General features: G+C 64.9%; 24 protein-coding genes. 13 read left to right on the top strand and 11 right to left on the bottom strand.

The features are described 5' to 3' along the window. The first annotated feature begins 75 nt into the window (after positions 1 to 75). The 5 genes from rimP (at position 76) to truB (ending at position 6528) form a co-directional block, all read left to right on the top strand. A complete protein-coding gene (gene rimP, locus AC1RQK_RS12015; protein ID WP_043347318.1) occupies positions 76 to 564 on the top strand; it encodes a ribosome maturation factor RimP in 489 nt (162 codons plus the stop codon). After that, positions 561 to 2036 carry a transcription termination factor NusA gene (gene nusA / locus AC1RQK_RS12020; RefSeq protein WP_043347317.1) on the top strand — a complete coding sequence of 492 codons (1476 nt, stop codon included), beginning with the start codon at positions 561 to 563 and terminating at the stop codon, positions 2034 to 2036. Before rimP ends, nusA begins: the two co-directional genes overlap by 4 nt. Before the next feature lie 94 nt (positions 2037 to 2130). Then, positions 2131 to 5031 carry a translation initiation factor IF-2 gene (infB, locus tag AC1RQK_RS12025; RefSeq protein WP_492372401.1) on the top strand — a complete coding sequence of 967 codons (2901 nt, stop codon included), beginning with the start codon at positions 2131 to 2133 and terminating at the stop codon, positions 5029 to 5031. 63 nt (positions 5032 to 5094) lie between these two features. Next, on the top strand, positions 5095 to 5463 hold the full coding sequence (rbfA, locus tag AC1RQK_RS12030) for a 30S ribosome-binding factor RbfA (protein WP_492372400.1): 369 nt from the start codon (positions 5095 to 5097) through the stop codon (positions 5461 to 5463). Between the two features lie 117 nt (positions 5464 to 5580). Beyond that, a complete protein-coding gene (gene truB, locus AC1RQK_RS12035) occupies positions 5581 to 6528 on the top strand; it encodes a tRNA pseudouridine(55) synthase TruB (RefSeq protein WP_492372399.1) in 948 nt (315 codons plus the stop codon). Positions 6529 to 6671: 143 nt separating this feature from the next. Here truB and AC1RQK_RS12040 read toward each other — a convergent pair whose 3' ends face one another. The 4 genes from AC1RQK_RS12040 to AC1RQK_RS12055 form a co-directional block, all read right to left on the bottom strand. Then, the gene (locus tag AC1RQK_RS12040; RefSeq protein WP_492372398.1) at positions 6672 to 8276 is read right to left on the bottom strand and encodes a DHA2 family efflux MFS transporter permease subunit; all 1605 of its coding nucleotides are present in this window, start codon (positions 8274 to 8276) and stop codon (positions 6672 to 6674) included. Between the two features lie 2 nt (positions 8277 to 8278). Then, entirely contained in the window at positions 8279 to 9532 is a 1254-nt protein-coding gene (locus AC1RQK_RS12045) for an HlyD family secretion protein (RefSeq protein WP_477134416.1), read from the bottom strand. Between the two features lie 72 nt (positions 9533 to 9604). Then, entirely contained in the window at positions 9605 to 11125 is a 1521-nt protein-coding gene (locus AC1RQK_RS12050; RefSeq protein WP_492809181.1) for an AdeC/AdeK/OprM family multidrug efflux complex outer membrane factor, read from the bottom strand. An 89-nt stretch (positions 11126 to 11214) separates the two neighbouring features. Next, positions 11215 to 11694 carry a MarR family winged helix-turn-helix transcriptional regulator gene (locus AC1RQK_RS12055; RefSeq protein ID WP_052494620.1) on the bottom strand — a complete coding sequence of 160 codons (480 nt, stop codon included), beginning with the start codon at positions 11692 to 11694 and terminating at the stop codon, positions 11215 to 11217. A gap of 223 nt (positions 11695 to 11917) precedes the next feature. Here AC1RQK_RS12055 and typA point away from each other — a divergent pair, with 223 nt between their 5' ends. After that, positions 11918 to 13738: a translational GTPase TypA gene (gene typA / locus AC1RQK_RS12060; RefSeq protein ID WP_174428207.1), complete on the top strand. Its 1821-nt coding sequence runs from the start codon at positions 11918 to 11920 to the stop codon at positions 13736 to 13738. Between the two features lie 115 nt (positions 13739 to 13853). On the opposite strand, the gene AC1RQK_RS12065 is transcribed toward typA, so the two are convergent. Beyond that, positions 13854 to 14750, bottom strand: coding sequence for a sterol desaturase family protein (locus AC1RQK_RS12065; RefSeq protein WP_492809182.1), 897 nt, complete (start codon positions 14748 to 14750; stop codon positions 13854 to 13856). A gap of 242 nt (positions 14751 to 14992) precedes the next feature. On the opposite strand from AC1RQK_RS12065, the gene AC1RQK_RS12070 reads away from it, so the two are divergent. The 3 genes from AC1RQK_RS12070 to AC1RQK_RS12080 all read left to right on the top strand — a co-directional run bounded on the left by AC1RQK_RS12070 (position 14993) and on the right by AC1RQK_RS12080 (position 18412). After that, a complete protein-coding gene (locus tag AC1RQK_RS12070) occupies positions 14993 to 16555 on the top strand; it encodes a methyl-accepting chemotaxis protein (protein WP_492809183.1) in 1563 nt (520 codons plus the stop codon). A gap of 88 nt (positions 16556 to 16643) precedes the next feature. Then, the gene (locus AC1RQK_RS12075; protein WP_492372394.1) at positions 16644 to 17720 is read left to right on the top strand and encodes an enoyl-CoA hydratase/isomerase family protein; all 1077 of its coding nucleotides are present in this window, start codon (positions 16644 to 16646) and stop codon (positions 17718 to 17720) included. 131 nt (positions 17721 to 17851) lie between these two features. Continuing rightward, the gene (locus AC1RQK_RS12080) at positions 17852 to 18412 is read left to right on the top strand and encodes an NADPH-dependent FMN reductase (protein ID WP_492372393.1); all 561 of its coding nucleotides are present in this window, start codon (positions 17852 to 17854) and stop codon (positions 18410 to 18412) included. A 130-nt stretch (positions 18413 to 18542) separates the two neighbouring features. Here the strand turns inward: AC1RQK_RS12080 and AC1RQK_RS12085 are convergent, their stop codons facing one another. From AC1RQK_RS12085 to AC1RQK_RS12100, 4 genes are all read right to left on the bottom strand, one after another. After that, complete coding sequence (locus AC1RQK_RS12085) at positions 18543 to 18761, bottom strand: hypothetical protein (protein WP_174428212.1); 219 nt, start codon at positions 18759 to 18761, stop codon at positions 18543 to 18545. A 179-nt stretch (positions 18762 to 18940) separates the two neighbouring features. Next, positions 18941 to 19204 carry a hypothetical protein gene (locus AC1RQK_RS12090; protein WP_253933418.1) on the bottom strand — a complete coding sequence of 88 codons (264 nt, stop codon included), beginning with the start codon at positions 19202 to 19204 and terminating at the stop codon, positions 18941 to 18943. Between the two features lie 100 nt (positions 19205 to 19304). Then, positions 19305 to 19562 carry a hypothetical protein gene (locus AC1RQK_RS12095; RefSeq protein WP_492809184.1) on the bottom strand — a complete coding sequence of 86 codons (258 nt, stop codon included), beginning with the start codon at positions 19560 to 19562 and terminating at the stop codon, positions 19305 to 19307. A 58-nt stretch (positions 19563 to 19620) separates the two neighbouring features. Then, entirely contained in the window at positions 19621 to 19878 is a 258-nt protein-coding gene (locus AC1RQK_RS12100; RefSeq protein WP_492809185.1) for a hypothetical protein, read from the bottom strand. Positions 19879 to 20310: 432 nt separating this feature from the next. On the opposite strand from AC1RQK_RS12100, the gene AC1RQK_RS12105 reads away from it, so the two are divergent. Then, entirely contained in the window at positions 20311 to 22392 is a 2082-nt protein-coding gene (locus AC1RQK_RS12105; RefSeq protein WP_492809186.1) for a serine/threonine protein kinase, read from the top strand. 25 nt (positions 22393 to 22417) lie between these two features. On the opposite strand, the gene AC1RQK_RS12110 is transcribed toward AC1RQK_RS12105, so the two are convergent. Next, positions 22418 to 24427: an SUMF1/EgtB/PvdO family nonheme iron enzyme gene (locus AC1RQK_RS12110; protein WP_492809187.1), complete on the bottom strand. Its 2010-nt coding sequence runs from the start codon at positions 24425 to 24427 to the stop codon at positions 22418 to 22420. 422 nt (positions 24428 to 24849) lie between these two features. On the opposite strand from AC1RQK_RS12110, the gene AC1RQK_RS12115 reads away from it, so the two are divergent. Further along, the gene (locus AC1RQK_RS12115; protein WP_492376779.1) at positions 24850 to 25275 is read left to right on the top strand and encodes a DUF4399 domain-containing protein; all 426 of its coding nucleotides are present in this window, start codon (positions 24850 to 24852) and stop codon (positions 25273 to 25275) included. 44 nt (positions 25276 to 25319) lie between these two features. Then, positions 25320 to 25760 carry a DUF4399 domain-containing protein gene (locus AC1RQK_RS12120; RefSeq protein ID WP_492809188.1) on the top strand — a complete coding sequence of 147 codons (441 nt, stop codon included), beginning with the start codon at positions 25320 to 25322 and terminating at the stop codon, positions 25758 to 25760. Between the two features lie 76 nt (positions 25761 to 25836). Here the strand turns inward: AC1RQK_RS12120 and AC1RQK_RS12125 are convergent, their stop codons facing one another. After that, positions 25837 to 26076, bottom strand: coding sequence for a hypothetical protein (locus AC1RQK_RS12125; protein ID WP_492809189.1), 240 nt, complete (start codon positions 26074 to 26076; stop codon positions 25837 to 25839). Between the two features lie 101 nt (positions 26077 to 26177). Between AC1RQK_RS12125 and AC1RQK_RS12130 the strand changes: the two genes are divergently transcribed. Then, a complete protein-coding gene (locus tag AC1RQK_RS12130) occupies positions 26178 to 26435 on the top strand; it encodes a hypothetical protein (RefSeq protein WP_253933126.1) in 258 nt (85 codons plus the stop codon). Positions 26436 to 26444: the final 9 nt, after the last annotated feature.

Below are 26444 nucleotides of genomic sequence, written 5' to 3' on the forward strand. Positions count from 1 at the left end.
GAAGCCGTCAACCAAGACGGCCGTGCCGATGGGCTGGGTCTGCCACGGTATTGATGGCCATTATTCGGGAATACAGTGCATCTGGCAGATTTGATCGAAACCACCCTGAACGGCATGGGGTACGAGCTGGTTGAGCTCGAGCGCGCTCCAGGCGGACTCATGCGCGTCTATATCGATCAGCCTGAAACCGGCATCGTCATTGAGGATTGCGAGAAGGTAAGCCGTCAGCTTACCCACGTGCTCACCGTCGAGAACATCGACTACGAGCGCCTCGAAGTGTCCTCGCCGGGGCTGGACCGGCCGCTCAAGAAACTGGCTGACTTCGTCCGCTTCGCGGGCCAGGAAGCCAGGGTTACCTTGCGCCTTCCGGTCAACGGGCAGAAGAACTTCGTCGGCATCTTGCAGACGCCTACCGGTGAGCCGGGGGCAGAGCAGATTGGCCTCGAGTTCGAAGGCCAGAACGGCACGGCGCTGCTGGAATTCACCATATCCGATGTTGATCGCGCACGCCTGGTGCCGGTGATCGACTTCAAAGGAAATCAGAAAAAAGGGAACAAGCAATGAGCCGCGAAGTTCTGTTGCTCGTCGATGCGCTTGCGCGTGAGAAGAACGTCGACAAGGATGTGGTATTCGGTGCGCTGGAAGCGGCACTCGCTTCGGCAACCAAGAAGCGTTTCGAGGAAGACGTGGATATTCGCGTCGCCATCGATCGTGAGTCCGGTGAGCACGAGACGTTCCGCCGCTGGCTTGTAGTCCCCGATGAACAGGGCCTGCAGGAGCCGGACAAGCAGATCCTCATGTTCGAGGCACGCGAGCAGGATCCGGACATCCAGCTTGATGAGTTTGTCGAAGAGCAGATCGAGTCGGTCGAGTTCGGCCGTATCGGTGCGCAAGCCGCCAAGCAGGTGATCCTGCAGAAGATCCGTGACGCCGAGCGCGAGCAGATCCTCAACGATTACCTTGATCGTGGCGAGAAGGTCATGACCGGCACGGTCAAGCGTGCCGACAAGAAGGGCCTGATCGTCGAGTCCGGTCGCGTCGAAGCGCTGCTGGCCCGCGACCAGATCATCCCCAAGGAAAACCTGCGCACCGGCGACCGTGTCCGCGCATATATCCTGAATGTGGACCGCACGGCACGCGGTCCGCAGATCGAGCTCTCGCGCACCGCGCCCGAGTTCCTGATCAAGCTGTTCGAGAACGAAGTGCCGGAGATGGAGCAGGGCCTGCTGGAAATCAAGGCAGCCGCTCGCGACCCCGGCGTGCGCGCCAAGATCGCCGTGGTGGCGCATGACAAGCGTATCGATCCGATCGGTACCTGCGTCGGCGTGCGCGGCACGCGGGTGACCGCGGTGCGTAACGAGATTGGCGGCGAGGCGGTCGACATCGTGCTGTGGTCGGAAGACCCGGCGCAGTTCGTGATTGGCGCCCTGGCGCCGGCACAGGTACAGTCGATCGTTGTCGACGAGGAAAAGCACAGCATGGACGTGGTGGTCGACGAGGAAAACCTCGCCGTCGCCATCGGCCGCAGTGGTCAGAACGTACGCCTGGCGTCCGAGCTGACCGGCTGGCAGATCAACATCATGACGCAGGAAGAATCGGCACAGAAGCAAGCCGAGGAAAGCGACGTGGTGCGCAAGTTGTTCATGGCCAAGCTGGACGTGGACGAAGAAGTGGCTGACATCTTGATCGACGAAGGTTTCTCCACGCTGGAAGAAGTGGCCTATGTGCCCATCAGCGAGATGTTGGAAATCGACGCCTTCGATGAAGATACCGTCAACGAGCTGCGCAACCGCGCCCGCGATGCGCTCTTGACGATGGAACTGGCCCGGGAAGAAAAGGTGGAAGAGGTGTCGCAGGATCTGCGCTCGCTCGACGGCCTGACCCCGGAACTGATCGGCAAGCTGGCCGAAGGCAATATCCACACGCGTGACGAACTGGCCGAATTGGCCGTCGACGAACTCGTCGACATGGTTGGTCTTGGCGAGGATGATGCCCGCGCGCTGATCATGAAAGCACGGGAACATTGGTTTAACTGAGGGACACGCTCACGTAGTGCTTTTCCAGGCTGCTTGAGCGCGCATTCCACACACAATTGTCCCGACGTATAAACCGAGCATTGAAAGGGTTTGAATGGCAAGCACAACAGTTGCCCAACTGGCCGCAGAACTGAGCCGCAGCGCAGCTGCCCTGCTGGAACAATTGCAGGCAGCTGGGGTGGGCAAGGTGACGCCTGACGACATCATCACCGAATCCGACAAGACCAAGTTGCTGGATTACCTCAAGCGTTCCCACGGGGCGGCCGATGACAGCGCGCGCAAGAAGATCACGTTGACCAAGCGTGAGACCTCCGAGATCCGCCAGGCTGATTCCACCGGCAAGACTCGCACGGTGCAGGTCGAGGTGCGCAAGAAGCGCGTCCTGATCAAGCGCGACGAGGCTACCACCGATGGCGCCGATGGCCACGAAGTGGTCGAGCTTCCGGTCGATGCGGCCGAGCAGGCACGCCAGGATGAGGAAGATCGTCAGCAAGCCGAGTTGCTGGCACGCCAGGAAGCCGAGTCGAAGGCACGCCAGGAAGCGGCCGAACGCGAGGAGGTCGAGCGTCGCGCCAAGCAGGAAGCGCTGGAGGCTGAAGAGCGCCGCCAGGCTGAGCTCGCCGCCCGCAAGGCGGAAGAGGAAGCTGCCGCCCTGCGCGCCGCCGCTACGGCCAAGGCGCCGGAAGACGACGATTCGCGCAAGAAGGCCGAAGACGAAAAGGCTCGCCTGGCCGCCGAACGCGCTGCCGCGCAGAAGGCCGCCGACGACGCCAAGCAGGCTGCCGACAAGGCGCGTGCCGAACAGGACGCAGCGCGCAAGCGCCGCGAGGCCGCCGAAGCCGAAGCCCGTGCCATTCAGCAGATGCTGAATGCGCCGGCGCGCGTGCTCAAGGCGCCGTCGGAACGCAAGGCTGAAGAAAAGAAGGCCGAGCAAACCGGCACGCTGCACAAACCGGTCAAGCCGCCTGGCACCGAAGTCAAGAAAGACGAGAAGAAGCCCGCAACGACCACGGCCACCGCTACCACCACCGTCGACAAGAAGACCGGCAAGGTAGTGAAGGCAGGGACTTCCTCGACCTGGCAGGACGAAGGCTCGAAGAAGAAGGGCAGCGGCCTGAAGACCCGCGGCGATTCGTCCGGTGGCGTTGGCGGCTGGCGCGGCGGTCCGCGCGGCCGTGGCAACCGTCACCAGCAAGACGATCGCGGCACGAATTTCCAGGCGCCGACGGAACCGGTGGTGCGCGAAGTGCACATCCCCGAGACCATTTCGGTGGCCGACCTGGCGCACAAGATGGCCGTCAAGGCTTCCGAGGTCATCAAGCAGATGATGAAGCTCGGCCAGATGGTGACCATCAACCAGGTGCTGGACCAGGAAACCGCCATGATCGTGGTGGAAGAAATGGGCCACAAGGCGTTTGCCGCCAAGCTTGACGATCCGGAAGCGCTGCTGGTCGTGGGTGGTGAAGACCACACCGACGCCGAGCAGCTGCCGCGTCCGCCGGTGGTGACCGTGATGGGTCACGTCGACCACGGCAAGACCTCGCTGCTGGACTACATCCGTCGTGCCAAGGTTGCGGCGGGCGAAGCCGGCGGTATTACGCAGCACATCGGTGCCTACCATGTGGAAACCGAGCGCGGCGTGATCACCTTCCTGGACACCCCGGGTCACGAGGCCTTCACGGCCATGCGTGCTCGCGGTGCCAAGGCAACCGACATCGTGATCCTGGTGGTCGCGGCCGACGACGGCGTGATGCCGCAGACGAAGGAAGCCATTGCCCACGCCAAGGCGGCGGGCGTGCCCATCGTGGTCGCGATCAACAAGATCGACAAGCCCGAAGCCAACCCGGACCGCGTCAAGCAGGAACTGGTGGCCGAGCAGGTGCTGCCGGAAGAGTACGGCGGTGATTCGCCGTTCGTCCCGGTATCCGCCAAGACCGGAGCCGGTATCGACGACCTGCTCGAGCAAGTATTGCTGCAGGCCGAAGTGCTGGAACTGAAGGCACCGGTGGACGCCCCGGCCAAGGGCCTGGTGGTGGAAGCCCAGCTGGACAAGGGCAAGGGCCCGATCGCAACCATCCTGGTCACCAGCGGCACGCTCAAGCGTGGCGATGTGGTGCTGGCTGGCAGCGCTTATGGCCGCGTTCGCGCCATGCTGGACGAAACCGGCAAGCCGACCAAGGAAGCCGGTCCCTCGATTCCGGTCGAGATCCAGGGCCTGTCCGAAGTGCCGGCAGCTGGTGAAGAAGTGCTGGTGCTGCCGGACGAGCGCAAGGCGCGCGAAATCGCGCTGTTCCGTCAAGGCAAGTACCGCGACGTCAAGCTGGCCAAGCAGCAGGCGGCCAAGCTGGAAACGATGCTGGAACAGATGAGCGAAGGCGAAGTGCAGACGCTGCCGTTGATCGTCAAGGCCGACGTTCAGGGTTCGCAGGAAGCACTGGTGCAATCGCTGCAGAAGCTCTCCACCGAAGAAGTGCGCGTACAGATCGTGCACGGCGGCGTGGGCGGCATCTCGGAGTCGGACGTCAACCTGGCTACGGCCTCGAAGGCGGTCATCATCGGTTTCAACGTGCGTGCCGATGCTGGCGCGCGCAAGCTGGCCGAGAACAACGGCATCGATATTCGCTACTACAACATCATTTACGATGCGGTAGACGAGATCAAGGCGGCAATGTCGGGCATGCTGGCACCGGAAAAGCGCGAAGTCACGCTGGGTACGGTCGAAGTGCGCCAGGTCTTCCGCGTGCCGAAGATTGGCGCGGTGGCTGGTTGTATGGTCACCGACGGGCTGGTCAAGCGTACCGCCCTGGTACGGGTGCTGCGCAACAACGTGGTCATCCATACCGGCGAGCTTGATTCGCTCAAGCGCTTCAAGGATGACGTCAAGGAAGTCAAGCAAGGCTTCGAGTGCGGTTTGTCGATCAAGAACTTCAACGACGTTCAGGAAGGCGACCAGCTCGAAGTGTATGAAATCACCGAGGTGGCGCGCACGCTGTAAGGCGTGTTGCGGGCGGCGGGCCAACTGGCCCGCCGCTGCCCTTCTCGACAGCAAGCGTATTGAATGGCCAAGAAAGGCAATATCTCCTCTCGTAATCTCCGGATTTCCGACCAGATCCAGCGCGACCTGGCCGAGATGATCCAGCGTGAGCTGCGCGATCCCCGCCTGGGGCTCGTCACACTGCAGTCGGTCACGCTGACCCCCGACTACGCGCACGCCAAGGTGTACTTCACCGTCCTGGCGGCTGATGCTACGGAAGTGGAGGGCATCCTCAACGAAAAGTCCGGTTACCTGCATTCGCTGCTCTACAAGCGGTTGCATATCCATACCGTGCCGACGCTGCGCTTCTTCCACGATACCTCGGTGGAACAAGCGATCGAGATGTCCAAGCTGATCAAAGAAGCCAACTCCACACGCGCAAAAGAAGACTGATAGACGGCCCGTAACCACGGGCCGTTTTCTTGTTCGCGCTGGTTGCTTCGCGTCTCCTTTGTCCCTGTCTGTCGCGCCCGGCCCCGAAGCTTTGCCGGCGTCACATAGCTCCCCGTCATGACCCATCCCAACACCAATCGCCCGCCCCGGCAACCGCGCCGCGAGGTGCATGGCGTGCTGCTGCTCGACAAGCCGCTCGGCCTTTCGTCCAACGATGCGCTGGTGCGTGCCAAGCGCATGCTGCGCGCGCTAAAGGCCGGACACACCGGCACGCTCGACCCGCTGGCCACCGGCTTGCTGCCGCTGTGCTTTGGCGAGGCGACCAAGTTCTCGCAGGACCTGCTCGAGGCCGACAAGACGTACGAAGCCACTGTGCGGCTGGGCCTCAAGACCGCGACCGGCGACGCCGAGGGCGAGGTAATCGCCGAGCGTCCGGTAACCTGCGATATCGCGGCGCTACGCGCCGCAATGCTGCGCTTCGCCGGCGAAATCGAGCAGGTGCCGCCGATGCATTCCGCACTGAAGAAGGACGGGCGTCCACTGTACGAATACGCACGTGCCGGCCAGACGGTGGAGCGCGCCGCGCGCCGCGTCACCATCCACGAAATCATGCTGCTCGATTGCGGGCTGCCGCAGGTGCCCACCTTCAGCATGCGCGTGACCTGCAGCAAGGGCACTTATATCCGCACCCTGGCCGAGGACATCGGCGAGGCGCTTGGGTGTGGCGCCCACCTGACCGGCTTGCGCCGTACGGCGGTAGGCGACCTGAGCCTGGAAGGCGCGGTCACGCTGGAGCAGATTGAGCAGCGCTCCGACGAGGAGCGCCCCGGAATGCTTGCGCCGGTCGATGCGCTGTTGCAACGCTGCGTAGCAGTGACGCTCGACGAGGCCGCGATGGCGCGCTTCCTGCAGGGCCAGCGCATCGCGCAGCGCGACCTGCCGGCGGGCGTGGCGCTGGCGGAAGACGAACTCGCCAGTGTCTATGGCGGCGAGCCGCGCCGCTTGCTTGGCGTGGCGCGCATGCGTGAAGGCGCCTTGCGGCCCGAGCGGCTGGTCAAGCTCTAACGCGGCCAATGCGGCTGCATCGGGCACGAAATCCTGACGGCTTGAGCTTGGGGTGAGGGGGCAGGGCCAGAAAGCACGAGGCCGATGCCTGTGACGGCATCGGCCTCGCTGTGCGGCGCGTGTACTGAGTGCAACTAATGCAGTTAGTGGGCCCCGGCCGCGGAGGCGTCCAGATCGCCTCCCTTCTTGGGCTTGGTCAGCCAGACAAAGACAATCAGCACGAAGAACAGCACGCCCGAGATCCAGAAGATATCGTTGGCGCCCAGCATGGCCGCCTGCTGCGAAATGCTGCGCTCGATCTGGCCGTTGGCCTGGGCCTGGCTCATGCCCATCTGCATCAGGTGGTTGAGCTGGTCGAGATAGGTCGGGTTGTACGGGTTGACCTGTTCAACCAGTTGCGCGTGATGCAGCGCCGTGCGGTTTTCCCAGATGGTGGTCGAGATCGACGCACCGATCGCACCGAACGTGATCCGCACGAAGTTGGACACCCCGGAGGCCGACGGGATCTTCTCCGGCGGCTGGCCCGACAGGATGATCGAGGTCAGCGGAATGAAGAACATCGCCATCGCCGCGCCCTGGATCAGCGTGGGGATCATCAGCGTGCGGGTATCGACCTGCAAGGTGAATCCCGAGCGCATCAGGCTGACCACGCCAAAGGTGACGAAGGCCATGGTCGCGACCCAGCGCGCATCCATCTTGGGCAGGTTCTTGCCGATCAGCGGCGACAGCAGGATGGCGAAGATCCCGACCGGCGCCATCACGATGCCGGCATCCGTCGCGGTATAGCCGACGATGGTTTGCAGCCATAGCGGCAGGATCACCAGGTTGCCGAAGAACAGGCCGTAGGCCACCGAGATGGCCACCACCCCCGCGCTGAAGTTACGTCCCTTGAACAAGGTGATATCGACGATCGGATGCTTCTCGTAGCTCTCCCAGATCAGGAAGAACAGGAAGCCCACAATGGCCACCACCGTCAACACGACGATCGAGGTCGAGTGAAACCAGTCGAGCTCCTTGCCCTTGTCGAGCATGAGCTGCATCGAGCCTACCCAGATCACCAGCAGCGCCAGCCCGATCCGGTCGATCGGCAGGATCTTGATCGGCGTCTCGCGGTCGCGGTAGATCGCCCAGGTCGCATAGGCGGCGCCCAGGCCCACCGGGATGTTGATGTAGAAGATCCACGGCCAGGTCATGTTGTCCGAGATCCAGCCGCCCAGCAGCGGCCCCATGATCGGCGCCACCAGCGTGGTCATGCCCCATAGGGCGAGCGCCATGGTGCTTTTCTGCGGCGGATAGCTCGACAGCAGCAGCGATTGCGACAGCGGAATCATTGGCCCTGCCACTGCGCCCTGCAGCACGCGCGCGGCCAGCAGCACTTCGAGGTTGGGCGCGACACCGCACAGCCACGACGAGATCACGAACAGCAGGATCGAAGTGATGAACAGCCGCACCGCCCCGAAGCGCGTGGTCATCCATCCGGTCAGCGGCACCGAGATGGCGTTCGCCACCGCGAACGAGGTGATGACCCAAGTGCCCTGGTTGGGTGCCACGCCAAGGTCGCCCGAGATGGCCGGGATCGATACGTTGGCGATCGAGGAGTCGAGCACGTTCATGAACGTGGCCAGCGACAGCGCGATCGTGCCGACGATCAGCTTTGCGCCCGACAACGGCACTGGCGCGGCGGGGCGCGCCGCTGGCGCCGTCGGGCCGGGCGAGGCGCCGTCGCGCGCGGGGAGGGAGGTAGCCATGTTCAGGTGTTGGCGGGCTTGGCGGCGGCCGGCGCCGACGAGACTGGCGCTGCCATGGGCTCGGTCGCCTGGCGGCCGCCGTTGTTCAGCGAGATGATGCGGGCGATCAGCGCGTCGGCGTCCTGCGCGACCTTCTCATAGACGTCGGTCTGCATCGGGCGCGCAACCGTGGCGTTGGTCATGGCCGCGCCTTCTTCCTTGCGCACATCCACCGTCACGTTCATCGACAGGCCAACCCGCAGCGGGTGGTCCTTGAGCTGCTGCGGGTCCAGCGCGATGCGCACCGGCAGGCGCTGCACCACCTTGATCCAGTTGCCGGTGGCGTTCTGCGCCGGCAGCAGCGAGAAGGCCGAGCCGGTGCCGGCCGAGAAGCCTTCCACCTTACCGTTGTAGGTCACCTTGGAGCCGTACAGGTCGGCCTCCAGCGTGACCGGCTGGCCTACGCGCATATGCGTGATCTGCACTTCCTTGAAGTTGGCGTCGATCCACACCTGGTCCAGCGGCACCACGGCCATCAGTGGTGCGCCCGGGGCCACGCGCTGGCCGACCTGCACCGAGCGCTTGGCCACGTAGCCGGTCACCGGCGCGGGCAGTGTCGAGCGTGCGAACGCGAGATAGGCGGCGCGCAGGTTGGCGGCGGCGCGCTGCACGTTGGGGTGCTTCTCCACCGTGGTCTGGTCGGTCAGCACCTTGTTGGATGCCAGTTGCTCGCGCGTGGCCAGGAGCGCCGATTGCGCGGCCGTGAGGGCGGTCTGTGCGTGGGAGATTTCTTCGCCCGAAACCGCGCCGGAGCCGGCGATGGCCTCGCGGCGCTTCAGATCTTCACGCGCCTTGGCCACGTCGGCTTCGCGCATGGTCACGTTGGCCGCCAGCGAGCCGTTGTTGACGTAGAGCGTGCGCACTTCACGCACGGCTTGCGCCAGTTGCGCCTCGGCCTGCTCCATGGCGACCTGCGAGTCGGCGCGGTCGAGCTGGATCAGGGGCTGGCCCGCGGTGACCAGTTGCGTGTCGTCGGCCGCGATCGAAATCACGGTGCCGCCGACCAGTGGGGTGACCTGCACCACGTTGCCCGCGACATACGCGTCGTCGGTGCTCTCGAAGTGGCGCGCGTACATGCCCCAGTAGATGCCGTAGGCCACGCCGGCCACCACGACCGCGGCGGTCAGCGAGAGCAGCAGGCGCTTGCGCTTGCCGTTGTTGTTGACGGGAGCCGCCGGGGAGGCGGGAGTCTGGGCCGCTTGCTTGTTATCGCTCATGATCGTCTTTTAAGAATGCTGTCGGTACTGCTCGTTGTTTTTCCGGCCGCTTGGCCGTAGCCACCTAACCGTTTAGCCGCGTGCCTCGGCTGGCTTCTGCGCATCCGTCCCGGCGCTTTCGGCTTGTTCCTGGTAACCCCCGCCGAGCGCCTTCATCAGGCCCATCTGCAGGTCCAGGCGGCGCGCCTGCAGGTCGGTGGCAAGGCGGCGTTGCTGCAGCACGTTGCTTTCGGCATTGAGCACCGTGAGCTGGGTGCCCAGCCCGGCCTTGTAGCGGATGGTGGACAGTGAGTAGGCGCGCTCGGCGAGAGCCAGCGCCTCGCGCTGGGCCGTGATCTGCGTGTCCACGCTGCGGATGCTGGCCACCGTGTCGGCGGCTTCGCGCAGCGCATCGACCAGCGCCTGGTTGTAGTTGGCCACGGCGAGGTCGTATTGCGCGTACTTGCCCTTCAGGTTGGCGCGCAGCTTGCCGCCCTCGAAGATCGGCAGGCGGATCGCCGGGCCGATGCCAAAGGTCCGGCTGATGCCCATCAGCAGGTTGGACGGGTCCAGCGACGCAACGCCGGCAAAAGCGGACAAGGTGACGGCCGGCAGGAATTCCGTGCGCGCCACCTCGATATCCTTGCTGGTGGCCTCCACGCGCCAGCGTGCGGCAACCAGGTCCGGGCGGCGGCCCAGCAGGTCGATGGTGAGGTTGTCCGGCAGCAGCGGCGTGCTTTGCGCCAGGATGGTCGGGCGCTGGATCGCCAGGCCGCGGTCCGGGCCCTTGCCCAGCAGCGCGGCGAGCTGGTTGCGCGCCAGCAGGATGTCTTCATCCACGCGCAACAGGTCGGTTTGAGCCGATGCCACCGTGCCGCGTGCCTGCGTGGTTTCGACCTGCGTGTCCAGGCCGGCGTTGAGCCGGTCGCGTGACAGATCGCTCAGGCCGCGGCGCTGGGCGATGGCGCGCTCAGCCACGTCGCGTTGCGCGTACAAGGCGGCCAGCCGGGCATAGGTGCGGGCGACCGACGTAGTCAGGATCAGGCGCGAAGCCTGGCTTTCGGCCTCGGCGGCGCGGTCGTCGGACAGCGCGGCTTCGAGCGCCTTGCGGTTCTTGCCCCAGAAGTCGAAATCATAGGAGAGCCCGGCTTGCAGGCGTGACTGGTTCTGCCACGAGCCGGCCAGCGGCGTGCCTTCGAACAGGTCCGTTTGCGAGAAGCGCTGGCGCACCAGGCTGCCGTCAAAGTCGACGTGCGGGTACAGCGCGCTGCGCGTGGCGTCCGCCATCGCGCGGGAAGCTTCCACACGCGCGAAAGCGGCTTGCAGGCTGGGGCTGTCCTTTACCGCCTCGTCGACCAGGGCGCGCAGTTGCGGGTCCTTGAACTGGTCGACCCAGTCAAGCGAAGGCCACTGGCCATGCTGCGAGGGCAGCGCCTGGGCGCTGGCGAGCGAGGCCGGCGCGGTAACGGTCTGCGTGCTGTGCGAGTTGCCGAACGCGGCGCAGCCCGTCAGCACCGCGGCCGCCAGTGCGCTCAGCACCAGCGTGCCGGTCCGGCGGCCCGCGGCGCGCGCGCGCGGCGACAAAGCGGAAAAAGAAGAGAGAGCTTGGTTCATCTGGGTGCCCTGCGATAGAGCGTTAGTGTTTGTTCTTGTATTTGAGAGATCGTGGCGCCGCTGGCGTCACTGGCCGCCAAGCCTGGCCGCTACCCGCTGTTGTTGCCGATGATCCGGTGCAGCATCGAGCGGAAGGTCTGTAATTCGGCTTCGGAGAAGCCGCGGAAATGCCGGTTCAGCACGCGGCAATAGATCTGAGGCAGCTGGTTCACGAGGATCTGGCCGGCGGGCGTGATCGACAGGTCGACCACACGCCGGTCGGCATCGCTGCGCTGACGCTCGATCAGGCCGCGCTTTTCCAGGCGGCTGAGCAGGCGCGTGACCGAACCCATATCGCAATTGAGCTCCCGGCCAAGGTCAGTCACCGTGCTGCCACGGCCGGCGGCCAGCATCATCAGGCAGGTGGCCTGGGCGTGCGTGATGTCCAGGCCATCGACCTCCTGCTCCACGCCGTGCGACAGCACGTTCTTGGCGCGTGCCATCAGATAGCCGATGCTTTCGCCCATGCGGTACTCGGCCGGGTCGAACGGGAAGGCTTCGTCGGAAATGGGCTGGCTCTGCTCGGACATCTCGGCTCGGTGCTTGTCGGTGCAATGTTTGCCGTGGCAACTATATGTTCACGTTCGCCGATCCGCAAGGACGTCAATTTGCTATTGCGGATATCGCAATAATTGGGTATGTGACGGGGTGACGGCTTGGGAAGCTTCCCAATGTCGTCCTCGGGTTTTGCGCCGCAGCATGCTATAATTTCGGGTTATCTTTTGATGCTCAGCCCCAAAGCGAGACGCTGCAATGACCCGCGCCATCCGCAATATCGCCATCATCGCTCACGTCGATCATGGCAAGACCACTCTGGTCGACCAACTCCTGCGCCAGGCAGGCACCTTCCGCGACAACCAGCAAATGGTCGAGCGCGTGATGGACTCGAACGACATTGAAAAGGAACGCGGGATCACCATCCTCGCGAAGAACTGTGCTGTCGAATACAACGGCACCCACATCAATATCGTCGATACCCCTGGCCACGCCGACTTCGGCGGTGAAGTGGAGCGCGTGCTGTCGATGGTTGACGGCGTGCTGCTGCTGGTTGACGCTGTCGAAGGCCCGATGCCGCAGACCCGTTTCGTCACGCGCAAGGCGCTGGCGCTGGGCCTGAAGCCGATCGTGGTGATCAACAAGGTCGACCGTCCGGGCGCGCGTCCGGAATGGGTGATCAACCAGACGTTCGACCTGTTCGACAAGCTGGGCGCCACCGATGAGCAGCTCGATTTCCCGGTGATCTACGCATCCGGCCTGAACGGCTACGCCGGCCTGACCGACGACGTGCGCGAAGGCGACATGAAGCCGCTGTTCGAGACCGTGCTGGCCAAGGTGCCGGTCCGTGACGACAACCCGGACGGTCCGCTGCAGCTGCAGATCATCTCGCTCGATTACAACAGCTATGTCGGCAAGATCGGCGTAGGCCGCATTTCGCGTGGCCGCGCCCGTTCGCTGCAAGACGTGGTGGTCAAGTTCGGCCCGGAAGGCAACCCCATCAAGGGTCGTATCAACCAGGTGCTGAAGTTCCAGGGCCTGGAGCGCGAAATCGTGGCGGAAGCCGAAGCCGGTGACATCGTGCTGATCAACGGCATCGAAGAACTGGGCATTGGTTGCACCGTGTGCGCACCGGATGCGCAAGACGCGCTGCCGATGCTGAAGGTGGACGAGCCCACGCTGACCATGAACTTCTGTGTCAACACGTCGCCGCTGGCCGGCCGTGAAGGCAAGTTCGTGACCAGCCGCCAGCTGCGCGAACGCCTGGACCGCGAACTGAAGTCGAACGTGGCGCTGCGCGTGGCCGAGACCGGCGACGACACCATCTTCGAAGTGTCGGGCCGCGGCGAGCTGCACCTGACCATCCTGCTGGAAAACATGCGCCGCGAAGGCTACGAGCTGGCCGTGTCGCGCCCGCGCGTGGTGTTCAAGGAAATTGACGGCGTCAAGCACGAGCCGTATGAACTGCTGACCGTGGACGTCGAAGACGGCCACCAGGGCAGCGTGATGGAAGAGCTGGGCCGCCGCAAGGGCGAACTGCTCGACATGGCGTCCGACGGCAAGGGCCGCACCCGCCTCGAGTACCGCGTTCCGGCCCGTGGCCTGATCGGCTTCCAGGGCGAGTTCCTGACGCTGACCCGCGGCACCGGCCTGATCAGCCACATCTTCGACGACTACGCGCCCCTGCGCGAAGGCGGCCTGGGTGAGCGCCACAACGGCGTGCTGATCTCGCAGGACGACGGCGACGCCGTGGCCTACGCGCTGTGGAAGCTGCAGGATCGCGGCCGCATGTTCGTCAAGCCGGGCGATGCACTGTACGAAGGCATGATCATCGGCATCCACAGCCGCGACAACGACCTGGTTGTGAACCCGATCAAGGGCAAGCAGCTGACCAACGTGCGCGCCTCGGGTACCGACGAAGCCGTGCGCCTGGTCACGCCGATCCAGATGTCGCTGGAATACGCCGTGGAGTTCATCTCCGACGACGAACTGGTGGAAATCACGCCGAAGAGCATCCGCCTGCGCAAGCGTCACCTGAAGGAGCACGAGCGTAAGCGTGCTTCGCGCGAATCCGTGTAAGCGTTTTCGTCCCAGGCTACTTTGCCAGCAAATAAACCGCGCCTTGTGCGCGGTTTTTTGTTGTCTGTTTTTCTTGGCGCCTTCGGCTATCCAGCCTATTCGGCCTATTCAGCCATCATGCGTCCTGGCTGTGGTCCGTCCCAAATGCGGTGCCGGCCAGCGGCACGTCCCTGGCCGCCAAGTCGCGCGGATGACGCCACTCGGGCGGTTTCCAGAGGTGCCGCAGGTCGCGATGACGCCACGCGTCGGCGAACATGTCGCGCCATTCATGGAAGGTGAGAGTGATCGGGTTATGGCTGACGATGCGACGCGTAATGCCGTATTCGGGCGGCGCCTCTTCGGGCACGAAGGAGCCGAACATGCGGTCCCACACGGTCAGCACGCCCGCATAGTTGCGGTCGATGTACTGCGGGTTGCGCGCATGGTGTACCCGGTGTACTGACGGCGTATTGAACAGCCATTCAAGCCGGTGCCAGCGGCCGCCCAGCCGGGTGTGCACGAAAAACTGGAAGGCCAGGTTCAACCCCACCGCCAGGATCACCCAGTCGGGCGTGAAGCCAATCAGCGCCAGCGGAATCCAGAACAGCCACATGCCCGAGAGCGGATACGTCAGGCTCTGGCGGAACGCCGTCGAGAAATTCATGCCCTCCGAGGAATGATGGGTGACGTGCGAAGCCCACATCCAGCGCACCCGATGGCTAGCGCGATGAAACCAGTAGTAGAGGAAATCCTGCAGCAGCAGCAATAGCAGGAACGACCAGACCGTCTGCGGCATCGCCCTCAGGCCATGCTGGTAGCTCCACGTGTAGACCGTGCGCACCATCAGCCACAGGAAGAACGCGTCCGACGCCTGGTGCATCAGCGCCAGCGCAGCGTTGGACGCGGTATCGCGCAGGCTGTAGATGGCGGGGTCGCGGCGGGCCCAGTACCAGGCCTCCGCGCCGATGATCAGCAGGAAGACTGGCGCGAATGCTAGCAGGATCAGGCCGGGATCGATTGTTGACGGTGTCATGCGCAAAGTGTTGCCTGATTCTGTCGGTTTTGTCTGGAGGCGATCCTCTATACGGTCGTGCGGTGTTGCCAAATGCGTACGCTAGCGCACCCAAAAATGCTCCCTGCGCACATTCGCATTCCTGATTATTTTGCATGACTGAATATCCGCATGCGCGGGGTCAAGGAGCGGTGAGGGGCGCCGTTATAGCGGGGCGGCCAAAAACGGAGCCGCATCAGCACTAAATCCAACGGGGAGCCCTCATGTTTCGCAACACTACGATCGGTACAGGATTGTGGATTCTGACTATCGTCACCAATGCGCTGTTGATGATTGTCGGTGCCGTAGGCTGGCTTGGCATGTCGCGCAGCAATGACGCCACGCGGCAGATCTACCAGCATCAGCTCTCCGCCGCGGTCAACCTGGCCGAGGCGCGTTCCAACCAGTTGCTCGTGCGAGTCTTGCTCGACCAGGCCACCTTCGCCGCCGATCCCGCCGACGCTCGCGCGCGCGCTGATACCGCCGAGGGTTTTGCGCGCCAGTCCGATGCGGCCTGGAAGGCCTATCTGGCGCTGCCGCGTTCGGCGCAAGAAGCCCGCGCGGCCGCGGACGTCGCCGCCAAGCGCGAGGCGCTGTTCACGCAAGGTGTGTCGCCGATGATCGCCGCGCTTAAGCAAGGCGACCGCGAGGCGGTGATGCGCGCCGTGCTGGAAACCATTCCCAAGCTCGATATCGCTTTCACGGCCGTCAATACCGAGTTGGGCAAGCTGCAGCTCGCCGGCGCGCTGGAGGTCTATCACGGGTCGCAGGAGCGCTACACCACGCTGCGCTCGCTGTCGATCGGCGTGCTGGGGTTTGGCTTGTGTTTCAGCACGGTGGTGGCCTGGCGCCTGCGGCGTTCCATCGTGGGTCCGCTCGATACGGCCATCGCCCGCTTCGAGCGCATCGCCGCCGGCGATCTTGGCGCGAAGGCGGATGGCGCTGGCTCCGGCGCCGAGGCGGAGCGCAGCGAGACTGGCCGCATGCTCGCCATGCTCGGGCGCATGCAAGAGAGCCTGGCCGCGATGGTGAGCGACGTGCGTGGCGGGGCCGATTCCATTGCCGCCGCCAGCAAGCAGATTGCCAGCGGCAACAGCGACTTGTCGCAACGCACGGAGCAGCAGGCCGCGTCGCTCGAGGAAACGGCGTCCAGCATGGAGGAGCTCACGGGCACGGTGCGCCAGAACGCGGATAGCGCGCGCGAGGCCAATGACCTGGCCAGCAGCGCCACCGGCCTGGCGGAGCGTGGCAGCGACGCGGTGGCGCGCGTAGCCAGCACCATGCAGGCGATCGACGCCAGCGCCAACAAGATCGTCGACATCATCGATGTGATCGAGAAGATCGCATTCCAGACCAATATCCTCGCTCTCAACGCGGCGGTGGAAGCCGCGCGGGCCGGCGAGCACGGACGAGGTTTCGCGGTGGTCGCGGGCGATGTGCGCGATCTCTCGCAGCGCTGCGCGGGCGCGTCCAAGGAGATTCGCACGCTGATCGGCGACTCTGTGTCGCGCGTGCGCGCCGGCGGCGAGATGGTCGAGCAAGCGGGGCAGGTGATGCAGGAAATGGTGGGTGCGGTGCGCCGCGTGAGCGGCATCATGGGCGGCATTAGTTCGGCATCCGATGAGCAATCGCGCGGCATCGAGCAGGTCAACCAGGCGGTGGCGCAGATGGACGGCATGACCCAGCAGAACGCCGCGCTGGTCGAGCAGGCCGCTGCGGCAGCGGCTTCGCTGGAGGACCAGGCGCAGCGGCTCACCGGGCTGATGTCGGCATTTCGGGTGGCCTGAGCGCAGTGTCTCGGACGCCGCTCAGGGGGGTGCGGCGCGCAGCTTGGCTGGTGTAAAGTTGCGGGTTGCATTCGCGGAGAAAAGAGACATGACTGACTTGGTCACAAGCGAGATCCGGGGTGGCATCGGCTACCTGACGCTGAACCGGCCCCAGGCGCTCAACGCACTGTCGCTCGAGATGATTCGCGCCATCACCCAGGCGCTCAACGCATGGGCGGTGGCGCCCGAAGTGGCGGCCGTAGTCATCGCCGGCGCGGGCGGCAAGGCTTTTTGCGCCGGAGGCGACATCCGCTTTTTCCACAAGGCCGCGCTCGCCGGCGATCCGGCGCTCGATCAGTTCTTCGTCGAGGAATACGCGCTCAATCACTTGATCCATACCTACGCCAAGCCTTACATCGCGCTGATGGACGGCGTGGTGATGGGCGGGGGCATGGGCATCTCGCAAGGCGCACGCCGCCGTCTGGTGACCGAGCGGACCAAGATGGCAATGCCGGAGACCAATATCGGCTTGTTCCCGGACGTGGGCGGCGGCTGGTTCCTGTCGCGCACGCCCGGCCGCCTGGGTGAATACCTGGGCCTGACCGGCGCCATGATTCATGCTGCCGACGCACTGTACGCAGGCCTGGCGGATGCCTACCTGCCGGGCAATGCCATGGCGGAACTGGTGGAGGTGCTGCGCGCGCGTCAGTTTGCCGATGGCGACGCCGTGCTCGCCTGCATCGACGAGGCCACCGCGGCGCACCGCGCCGCCTGCCTGCCGGGCGAAAGCCAGCTGGCCAAGCTGCAGGACGAGATCGACGGCCTGTTTGCCGGCGCCTCGGTGACCGGGATCGTGGCAGCGGTGAGCGATGCCGGCTCCGACTGGGCCGCGCAGACGGCCGCCATGCTGCGCGCGCGTTCGCCGCTGATGCTCAACGTCACGCTGGAGCAGATCCGCCGCGCCCGCACCATGGCGCTGAACGACGAGCTGCGCATGGAGCTGGACATGATGTACTACGTGTTCCGCCATGGCGACGGCGTCGAGGGCATTCGCGCGCTGGCAGTCGACAAGGACCACGCGCCGAAGTGGCAGCCAGCGCGCCTTGATGAGGTCACCCGCGAGCGCGTGCACGCGTTTTTCGACAGCCCCTGGGCACATGGTGAGCATCCGCTGGCGGCGCTGTAGGCTGGCGACTGGCGGTGCCTTTCGCGCAAATGGATTAGAGTGACGCTTGGAGCGGCCCCGCGGCGCAGCAATGCGGTGCGCGAGCGCCGGCTCCGCCCACCCATAGTGCTGTGAACGAGAAAGGAATCGCGATGAGTACTCCACGTGATGTAGCCGTATTGGTAGGCAGCCTGCGCAAGGACTCCTTCAACCGCAAGCTGGCACTCGCGCTGGCCGCGATGGCGCCGGCCGGGCTCAAGCTCGAAATCGTCGAGATCGGCCAGTTGCCGCTGTACAACCAGGACGACGACGCCAGCCCGCCCGCGCCATGGGTCGCCTTTCGTGACCGCATCCGGCGCGCCGACGCCGTGCTCTTCGTGACACCCGAGCACAACCGCTCGGTGCCGGCCGCGCTCAAGAACGCCATCGACGTCGGCTCGCGCCCCTACGGCCAGAGCGCCTGGGACGGCAAGCCCGGCGGCGTCATCAGCGCCTCGCCTGGCGCTGTCGGCGGCTTCGGTGCCAACCACCACCTGCGCCAGTCGCTCGTCTTCCTCAATATCCCGGTCCTCCAGCAACCGGAAGCCTACATCAGCGGCGTCGACAAGCTCTTCGACGAGCAGGGCGGCATCGCCAGCGAGTCCACCCGCGGCTTCCTGGGCAAATACCTGGCTACCTACGCCGCCTGGATCGAGCGCAACGCGGCTCGTTAAGCGGCAAAGTAACCAGCAAAGTAATCGCCAACGCTCCCAAAACCCATCCCCCAAAAACACTGACGCCCGTTGCCGACAGGGCAACGGGCGCGGAGGGCAGAATATCGCTGCCTTGCGCTTCTGATTCGACTTACTTGCGCTTGATGTCCCCGGCCGGCCGCGACTGCGTGCCTGCCAGCGGTTGGCCTGGAAAGCCCTCCGGATAGCTGATGACGCGCAAGGCTCCCCCGAGCTTGCGCGACGTCCATGCATGACCGGCGCGCGTTCTCGCGCCGCCTGTGATTGCCACCATGGCTTCTCTGTCGAGATCCACGCTGTCCGGCAAATCCTTGATGACGATGACGGCCATGACTTCCTCCTGCAGGGTGGCGAAGGCCGGCTCGGCCGGGGTTCGCCGGGTGGGTGCGCGCGATGCGGCAAGCCCAGCCAGATCAGTATAGGCCACGGGTTTTACCTCCGGGGCAGTGCCAGCTCGTGCGCAACAGCCGTGGAAACCCTTGGGTTTCCACGGAGCGGGGCGCATCTCGCTCAGACCGCGGCGTGGGTGGCGGCCCACTGCGACGGGTTGACGTCGATGCTCAGCGGGCCGAAGCCGGAGCCGATCACGCCGACGTTGTTGAGCGTGTTCACGTTGATGCTCTGCAACTGGGCGATGTTCTGGTTGACGTTGACATTGACGTTGGCCACCGGGCCCAGTCCTTGCAACCAGGAATTGCCGCCGCGCACCGCGGCCAGGGACTTGCTGTCGAGGTCTTGGTTCAGGGCGAGGTCGCGCACGATGATGGATGACATGATGGTTCTCCTAGACTTCACTTGACTTGATTGCTGGAAATGGCGGGTACTGGCTGGCAGCGCAGGCGGCGGTGCCGCCTCTTGCCGGTGCCGGGACCATTCAATAAATGTTGTTGCTGGCGTTCTGGGTCGACGTCACGTGGGACTTGATGTCGTCGGCAAAGGCCGTGTTGTTGCCGTTCATGTTCACGACGTTCTGGGTCTGGCCGATCAACTGCGAAGCATTGAAGGTCGAGTCGATCTTGACCGCGCTGAAGACGGGCATGAAGGGCACGAAGCCGCCGCGCACGGCGCGCATGGCGCGGGCGTCGAGTTCTTCGGTGACCGACAGGTCCTTGATGGCGAGGGTGGTAGTCATGGCAGTTCTCCGGGGTATTCAGTGGATTGCGAATTTGGCTTGGGGCGTGGCCCGCGGCTCAGTAGATGTTGTTGGTGGCGTTTTGCGTCGAGTCGACATGGGACTTGATGTCGGCCACGAAGGCGGCGTTGTTGCCGTTCATGTTCACAACATTCTGGGTCTGGCCGATCAGCTGCGAAGCATTGAAGGTCGAGTCGATCTTGGTCAGGCTGAAGACGGGCATGAAGGGCACGAAGCCGCCGCGCACGGCGCGCATGGCGCGGGTGTCGAGTTCTTCGGTGACCGACAGGTCCTTGATGGCGAGGGTGGTAGTCATGGCAGTTCTCCTTGGGAGCGATTGGGACTTTGGTTCATTTGGGTTGAGCATCTGTGCTGCGCTCGGGAGGTACAAATGCATGGAGTGTGCCAAGGCGGGCCATGCCATCGCAGATCGCCCGCAAACGCAGGCGGGGCTTGGGGAAAAAATTCATCGAGCCGGAAAGACGTGCCAGCAAGCGGTCCGGGGTGGCCTGGATCTGATGGGTGGCGGCCAACACAGCAACACCGGGTGTTCGCGCATGTGCGACAGGTAGTGGCTCTTGCGGCGCCATCGTGCCGCTGGCTTGGCTTGCCGGCGTTGATGCAAAGCACGAGGGGTTTGCGATTGGCGTGAGTGCGCACTAGTATCCATCGTGGGCAGGTACTCGCTGTAGACGGGCGAGTGGGCGCTCAATGCGCAACTTCGCGCAATCACGTCGTGGCTGCATCGATGCCTAGCATTCCAGACCTGATACGTACCTTCCAAAGCGGTGGTCTGTCGCACGACGAACTGTTGGCCCGCATTGACAGCACCTTGGCCGCGGACCAGGCAAGCGCCACGCAGCTAGCGGACATGCTCAGCGAGGAGAACACCCGCTTCCCGCTGCCGCCTGGCGTTTATGAAGAGGTGTTGCGGCGCATCGAGCGCCGCGGGGCAACCCAGTTCGAGGATGGCGGCGAGGAAACCCGCGTGCAGACTGGCCACGCTGGCATGGCGTCCGCGCCTTCCCTGCCATCGCAAGCGCCCGCGAGCGATCAGGCGATTGCCGGGGCGGAGCAGACCAAAGGGGTGGGCGATACCTTGAATGGCCGCTTCGTGCTGGAGGAGTGCCTGGGCGTGGGCGGCATGGGGACGGTCTACAAGGCGCTCGACCTGCGCAAGCTCGAGGCCTCGGACCGCAAGCCGTACATCGCCATCAAGGTCCTCAATGTGCAGTTCCGGGGTCATCCGAAATCGCTGATCGCGCTGCAGCGCGAGGCGCGCAAGGCGCAGACGCTGGCGCACCGCAATATCGTGACGGTCTATGACTTCGACCGCGATGGCTCGGTGGTCTACCTGACCATGGAGTACCTGTCGGGCAAGTCGCTCAATCGTGTCTTGCGCGCGCCAGACTTTGCCGGCATGCCTTACGCCAAGGCGCTGCCGATCATCACCGGCATGGGCCGGGCCTTGTCCTATGCGCACGAGCGCGGCTTCGTCCACTGCGACTTCAAGCCCGCCAATGTCTTCCTCACCGATAGCGGCGAAGTGAAGGTGATCGATTTCGGCATCGCGCGCGTCTTCCAGCAACCGGCGGACGACGCGGACCCGACCGTGTTCGACCCCGGCACGCTCGGCGGCATGACCCCCGCTTATGCCAGCCCCGAGATGTTCGAGCATCGCGAGCCGGATCCGCGCGACGACATCTACGCGCTGGCCTGCGTGACCTATGAACTGCTGACCGGCAGGCACCCCTATGAGCGGCTGTCGGCCAACCAGGCGCGCGGCGCCGGCCTCAAGCCACAGCGCCCCAAGGTGCTAAGCCGCGGGCAGTGGCGTGCACTGCGCGCGGCGCTGTCTTTCGATCGCGCGACGCGCACGCCTACCGTGGCGCGTTTCCTGGCCGACATGGGCACCGAGCGCCACGGTGGCATGCCAATGGCCAAGCTTGGCGCTGCGTCGGTGGCCGGTGTGCTGCTGGCGGGCGGGCTGGGTTACTACGTGTGGCGCGCGCGCACCGCGCAGGAGGGACAGCAACCTGCGGCGCAATCCGCGTCAAGCGCGGTGGTATCCGCCACTCCCCAAGCCGCAGTGACGCCATCCGCCGCGCCGGGCTCGCCGCCGCCGGCGCAACCGAGCGAGGAAGCCCGGCCCGAGCGCACGCTCTCCATGCAGGCCGTGGCGCCGGTGCTGGCACGCGCGCCTTGCTCGCTGCTGTCGGCCACCGGGCAGGACCATGTACTGCAGGTGCGTGGCTACGTGGCGGAGCGCTTTGGCATCAAGCGCCTGAAAGACGAACTGGGCGCGGTGCCCGGCGTGCAGACGCTAAACCTGGACGTGCAGACGCTGGGCGATGACAAGTGCGACGTGGTCAAGCTGATCTCGCCATACTGGTCGGGGCGCCGCAGCGCAACCGCGCTGACCACGATCCGTACCCGGGCGCCCGGCGCGCAACTCACGGAGGGAACGCCACTGATCGTGGATATCACCACGCCGCCTTACGACACCTATGTCTACGTCGACTACTACATGGCCGATGGCAAGGTCGTGCATATGGTGCCAAGCCAGCGCGCCAAGGCCAACCAGGCACCCGCCAGCTACACCGCTGCCGTGGGCAGCCTCGGGGACTGGGTGATCTCGAAGCCGTTCGGCACGGAGCTGATCGTGCTGATCACCACGCCTGCGCCGCTGTTCGACGCGCTGCGCCCCGAGTCGGAGCCCAGGCAGGACTACCTGCGCGCGCTCGACAGGCAGCTGGGTCCGATGGCGGCGAAGCACGGAGAAAGCCACATCGGTGCCGACATGGTGCAGATATCCACCAACCCGCGCTAGCCAGGCAAGGCGCCATTGGCAGCGGCTACTTCAGGTCCCGCACGACGCGAAAGCCGTTTTGCGACTGGCGTACGCTCGCGCTGTACTTGAAGCGGGTGGAGGAGAGCATATAGCTCGCGCCTTCATGCCATGAGCCGCCGCGGATCACGCGCACGCCGCAGCCGGGCTCGTCCCAGGCGCGTCCGTCGGCAGGCGCGTTTTTGTAGGAGATATGCCAGCAGTCGGCGACCCATTCCCACACGCTGCCGTTCATGTCGTGGAGGCCGTAGCCATTGGCGGCAAAGGAGCCGACGTTGGCGGGCGCGTCGGCATTCCACGGTTCGCCGCAGTCCTTGCAGTTGGCCGTGCCTTTGCGCATCTGGTCGCCCCACCAGTAGAGCGTCGTGGTGCCGCCCCGGGCGGCGTACTCCCACTCGGCTTCGGTCGGCAGGCGGTAGTGCTTGCCGCTGACCTTGCTCAGCCAGGCGACGTACTGCTGGGCATCGTCCCAGCTCACATCGCGCACGGGGGCGTTCCTGGGTGCGTTGGCGACAGTGGCGATGCGCTGGCATGCCCCCGCATCAGCGCAGGCGCCCCATTGTTCCACCGTGACTTCGTACTTGCCGATCGCGAAGGGCTGGCCGATGGTGACGTGATGCGGCGGCTTCTCGGTCGGGTCACCGCCGTTGCTGCCCATGGTGAAGCTGCCCGCCGGCAGGCTGTGCAGCACGGGACAGGCCGGGCAGTCCTTGACCTCGCCCGGCTTGATCTCGACTGTCACGGCGCCGGCCGCGGCAGCTCGTTGCGTGGCGGGTGCAGGCGCGCTTGCGGCCGGGGCGGGTGGAGTGGATGCGGCAGGCGCGGTTGGTGATGGCGCGGCAGGCGGCGCCTGCACCTTGCCGGACTGGGCGCGTGCTGGCGGCGGCGTGACGGTGCCTTGCGCGGTGGCTTGCCCGGATGAGGCGCCTGGCGTGCGAGCACGCTCGGCAGGCGGCCCGGCCGCGCGCAGCCGCTCGATCCTGGCGCGCGCCAGCGGCGCGAAGCGGCCGTTCGGATAGGCCTTAAGGTAGGCCTCGTAGTCACTTGCGAAATTGCTGTTCTTGATGGAGTCCCAGAAGCTGAGCTCGTACTGCTCGTCGCTGTCCTTGGGAAGGATGCCGCGATGCTGCGCAAGGATCAGCGGATGGGCTTGCCTGTGCGCGAGCGTGAAGGGTGCGTTGTCCTTGTCGTTGACGGTGTCCGTGTCGTTGTCGTTTTCGCCGGTGGCCGCGGCGTTCGCCGCGAATCGGAGCGGGGCGGATAACGACGATGATAGCCACGGTTGCTGCCGCCGCCCGGTGTGCTGGCTCACCATTTCGCCGGCCCGGCGCAGGGCGGCCTCGGCATCAAGGCCGGGTATGCGCATCGTGCGCAGCAGGGCGCCGGTGAACGCGCCGTGCCGCGCGCCCTCGGCTGCCACGGCGCCGGGGGCCGTGGCATAGGCAATCAGCGTGTTGGCGGGGGCGGCGGGCGGCTTGACGGCACTGCCGCGATAGGGGTTGTCCAGGCAGCTATCGAGGATCACCACGTTAAGCATGTCCGGCCTTGGCGCCGACATGCTGGCCAGTACGGCGTCAAGCGCGGTGCCCGCGGTGAGCAAGCGGCCAGGTGTGCGGCTGCCCACATCGACGGGAATCATCACCGGGGTGTCCGCGACCTCGATGCCGTGCCCCGCGAAATAGAACAACCCCGTGCCGCCGGCCTGCAGGCGCTGCTGGAATTCGGCAAGCGCGCGCGCCATGCCTTCCCGGTCCAGGTTCTCGCGGAGCATGACGTCGAAGCCGAGCGCGGCCAAGGTGCGGCGCATTGCCCGGGCGTCATTGGCGGCGTTGGGCAGCGGCTCGTCCACATAGGCGCCGTTGCCGATGACCAGGGCGAGGCGCCTGCCCGGAGCGCTCGCGGGGGCGGCGGCCGGGTGCCTTGCCTCGGGGGGGAGGGTAGGCGTGTCGATACCGGCTTCGGCGCGCACGACCGCAGCCAACCCGAGCAGGCACACGACAAGGAATTTTCGCCACATATGCAGGCCTTGTTCGTACGGCGCCGAAGTGCATCGGCGGTCCACGTGCCAACGGCGTGACGCGGCACGCGAGAGCGATGATGCCCGGCCATCACCTGGCCGGCCCGCCTTGTCCTTTGCGCCGACGTGATGCAGCGCTAGCGGCACTGGGCTGGCTCAATCAACCATAGCACAGCGATTGTGAATCCGGAGGTGCTTCGCAACGCCGGGTGGCGTAGCAAGCTCACAACCGCGCGGCGCCGGCGCGGCGCAGGGTATCGCCAAGTATCTTTTTGCTGTTTTCCGTTCTAAGCTGAATGACGAAATTGGATGACGAAATGCAGCACGCCGGCCTGAAGCCAATCAACGAATCAGCCAAAAGCCAAGCACCAATAGCAAGAATTCACCGCGTTTCGAGACAAGCTGTTCGGGAGGGCTAACGTATGCACAGGCGAACCGTGCTCGGCACATTGGCAGCGTCGCTGCTGACTCCGTTGCCTTCGATCTCGTTGTCCACGACGTCCCCACCCAATGCCGAGGTCTACATCATCTGGCCGCCCGACGGCGCCGTGATCGATGGCGGAAAATTCTGGGTGCGCATGGGCCTGCGCAATATGGGGATCGCCCCCAAGGGCGTCGACATGGCCAACGTCGGCCACCACCACCTGTTGATTGACACGGACCTGCCGCCGATGGACAAGGAGATTCCGAATGACCGGAACCACCTGCACTTCGGCGCCGGCGAGACCGAGGCGCGGATCGAGTTGCCGCCGGGCAAGCACACCTTGCAGTTGCTGCTCGGCGACAAGGATCACAAGCCCCACGACCCGCCGATCTACTCCAAGAAGATCACCATCACCGTTAGATAGAGCCCCGGGCCGCCGGGCCGGCGGCACGATGCGGGAGACAGTCCATGCGTAAGCTCATTCCGGCTGCTGCGCTCGCCGCCAGCCTGCTTCTGATCGGTGGCATGCCGAGCGGCGCAAGCGCGGACGCCACGCCCGCGCCCGCCCATGCCTACCTGTATATCGGCTTTCCCAACAACAACCAGGTCTTGCCGGCGGGCAAGCCGATCAAGGTGTGGTTCGGGCTGCGCGGCATGGGCGTGGCGCCGCGCGGCGTGAAGTTTCCGAACAGCGGCCATCACCATCTGCTGATCGATACCGACCTGCCGCCCATGGACAAGGAAATCCCGAACGACCGCAACCATCTGCATTTCGGCGCCGGCGAGACCGAGACCACGATCGAGCTGCCGCCGGGCAAACATACCTTGCAACTGCTGATGGCCGACGACAAGCACATTCCGCACAACCCGCCGATCTACTCCAAGAAGATCACGATCTACGTGAAGTAACCCCGGTCGTTCATTCGGGTTCGCGCTGTTTTCGCTGCGCCGCATGACGCGTGCTGCTCGCGCTTCGCTGCGGATCTCATTGCGCGCTTTCCAGGCGGCGCTCGTAGCACAACTCCCCCATGTCTTCATCGCTCCGGCCGTGCGCGCCGCATGAGGCGGACGTTTGTCGCCAGCGAGCAAACACATGGTGTCTGTTGTGTTGGCCGCCACCCATCAGATCCAGGCTGCCCCGAACCGCTTGCTGGCGCGTCTTTTTCGGCTCGATAAATTTTTTCCCCAGGCCCAGCCTGCGTTTGCGGGCGATCTGCGATGGCATGGCCCGCCTTGGCACACTCCATGCGTTTGTACCTCCCGAGCGCAGCACAGATGCTCAACCCAAATGAACCAAAGTCCCAATCGCTCCCAAGGAGAACTGCCATGACTACCACCCTCGCCATCAAGGACCTGTCGGTCACCGAAGAACTCGACGCCCGTGCCATGCGCGCCGTGCGCGGCGGCTTCGTGCCCTTCATGCCCGTCTTCAGCTCGGTCAAGCTCGACTCGACCTTCAACGCTTCGCAACTGATCGGCCAGACCCAGAACGTCGTGAACATGAACGGCAACAACGCCGCCTTCGTGACCGACATCAAGTCCCATGTCGATTCGACGCAAAACGCCACCAACAACATCTACTAAGCCGCGGGC

This window comes from Cupriavidus sp. GW822-FHT02D05, assembly GCF_058802485.1.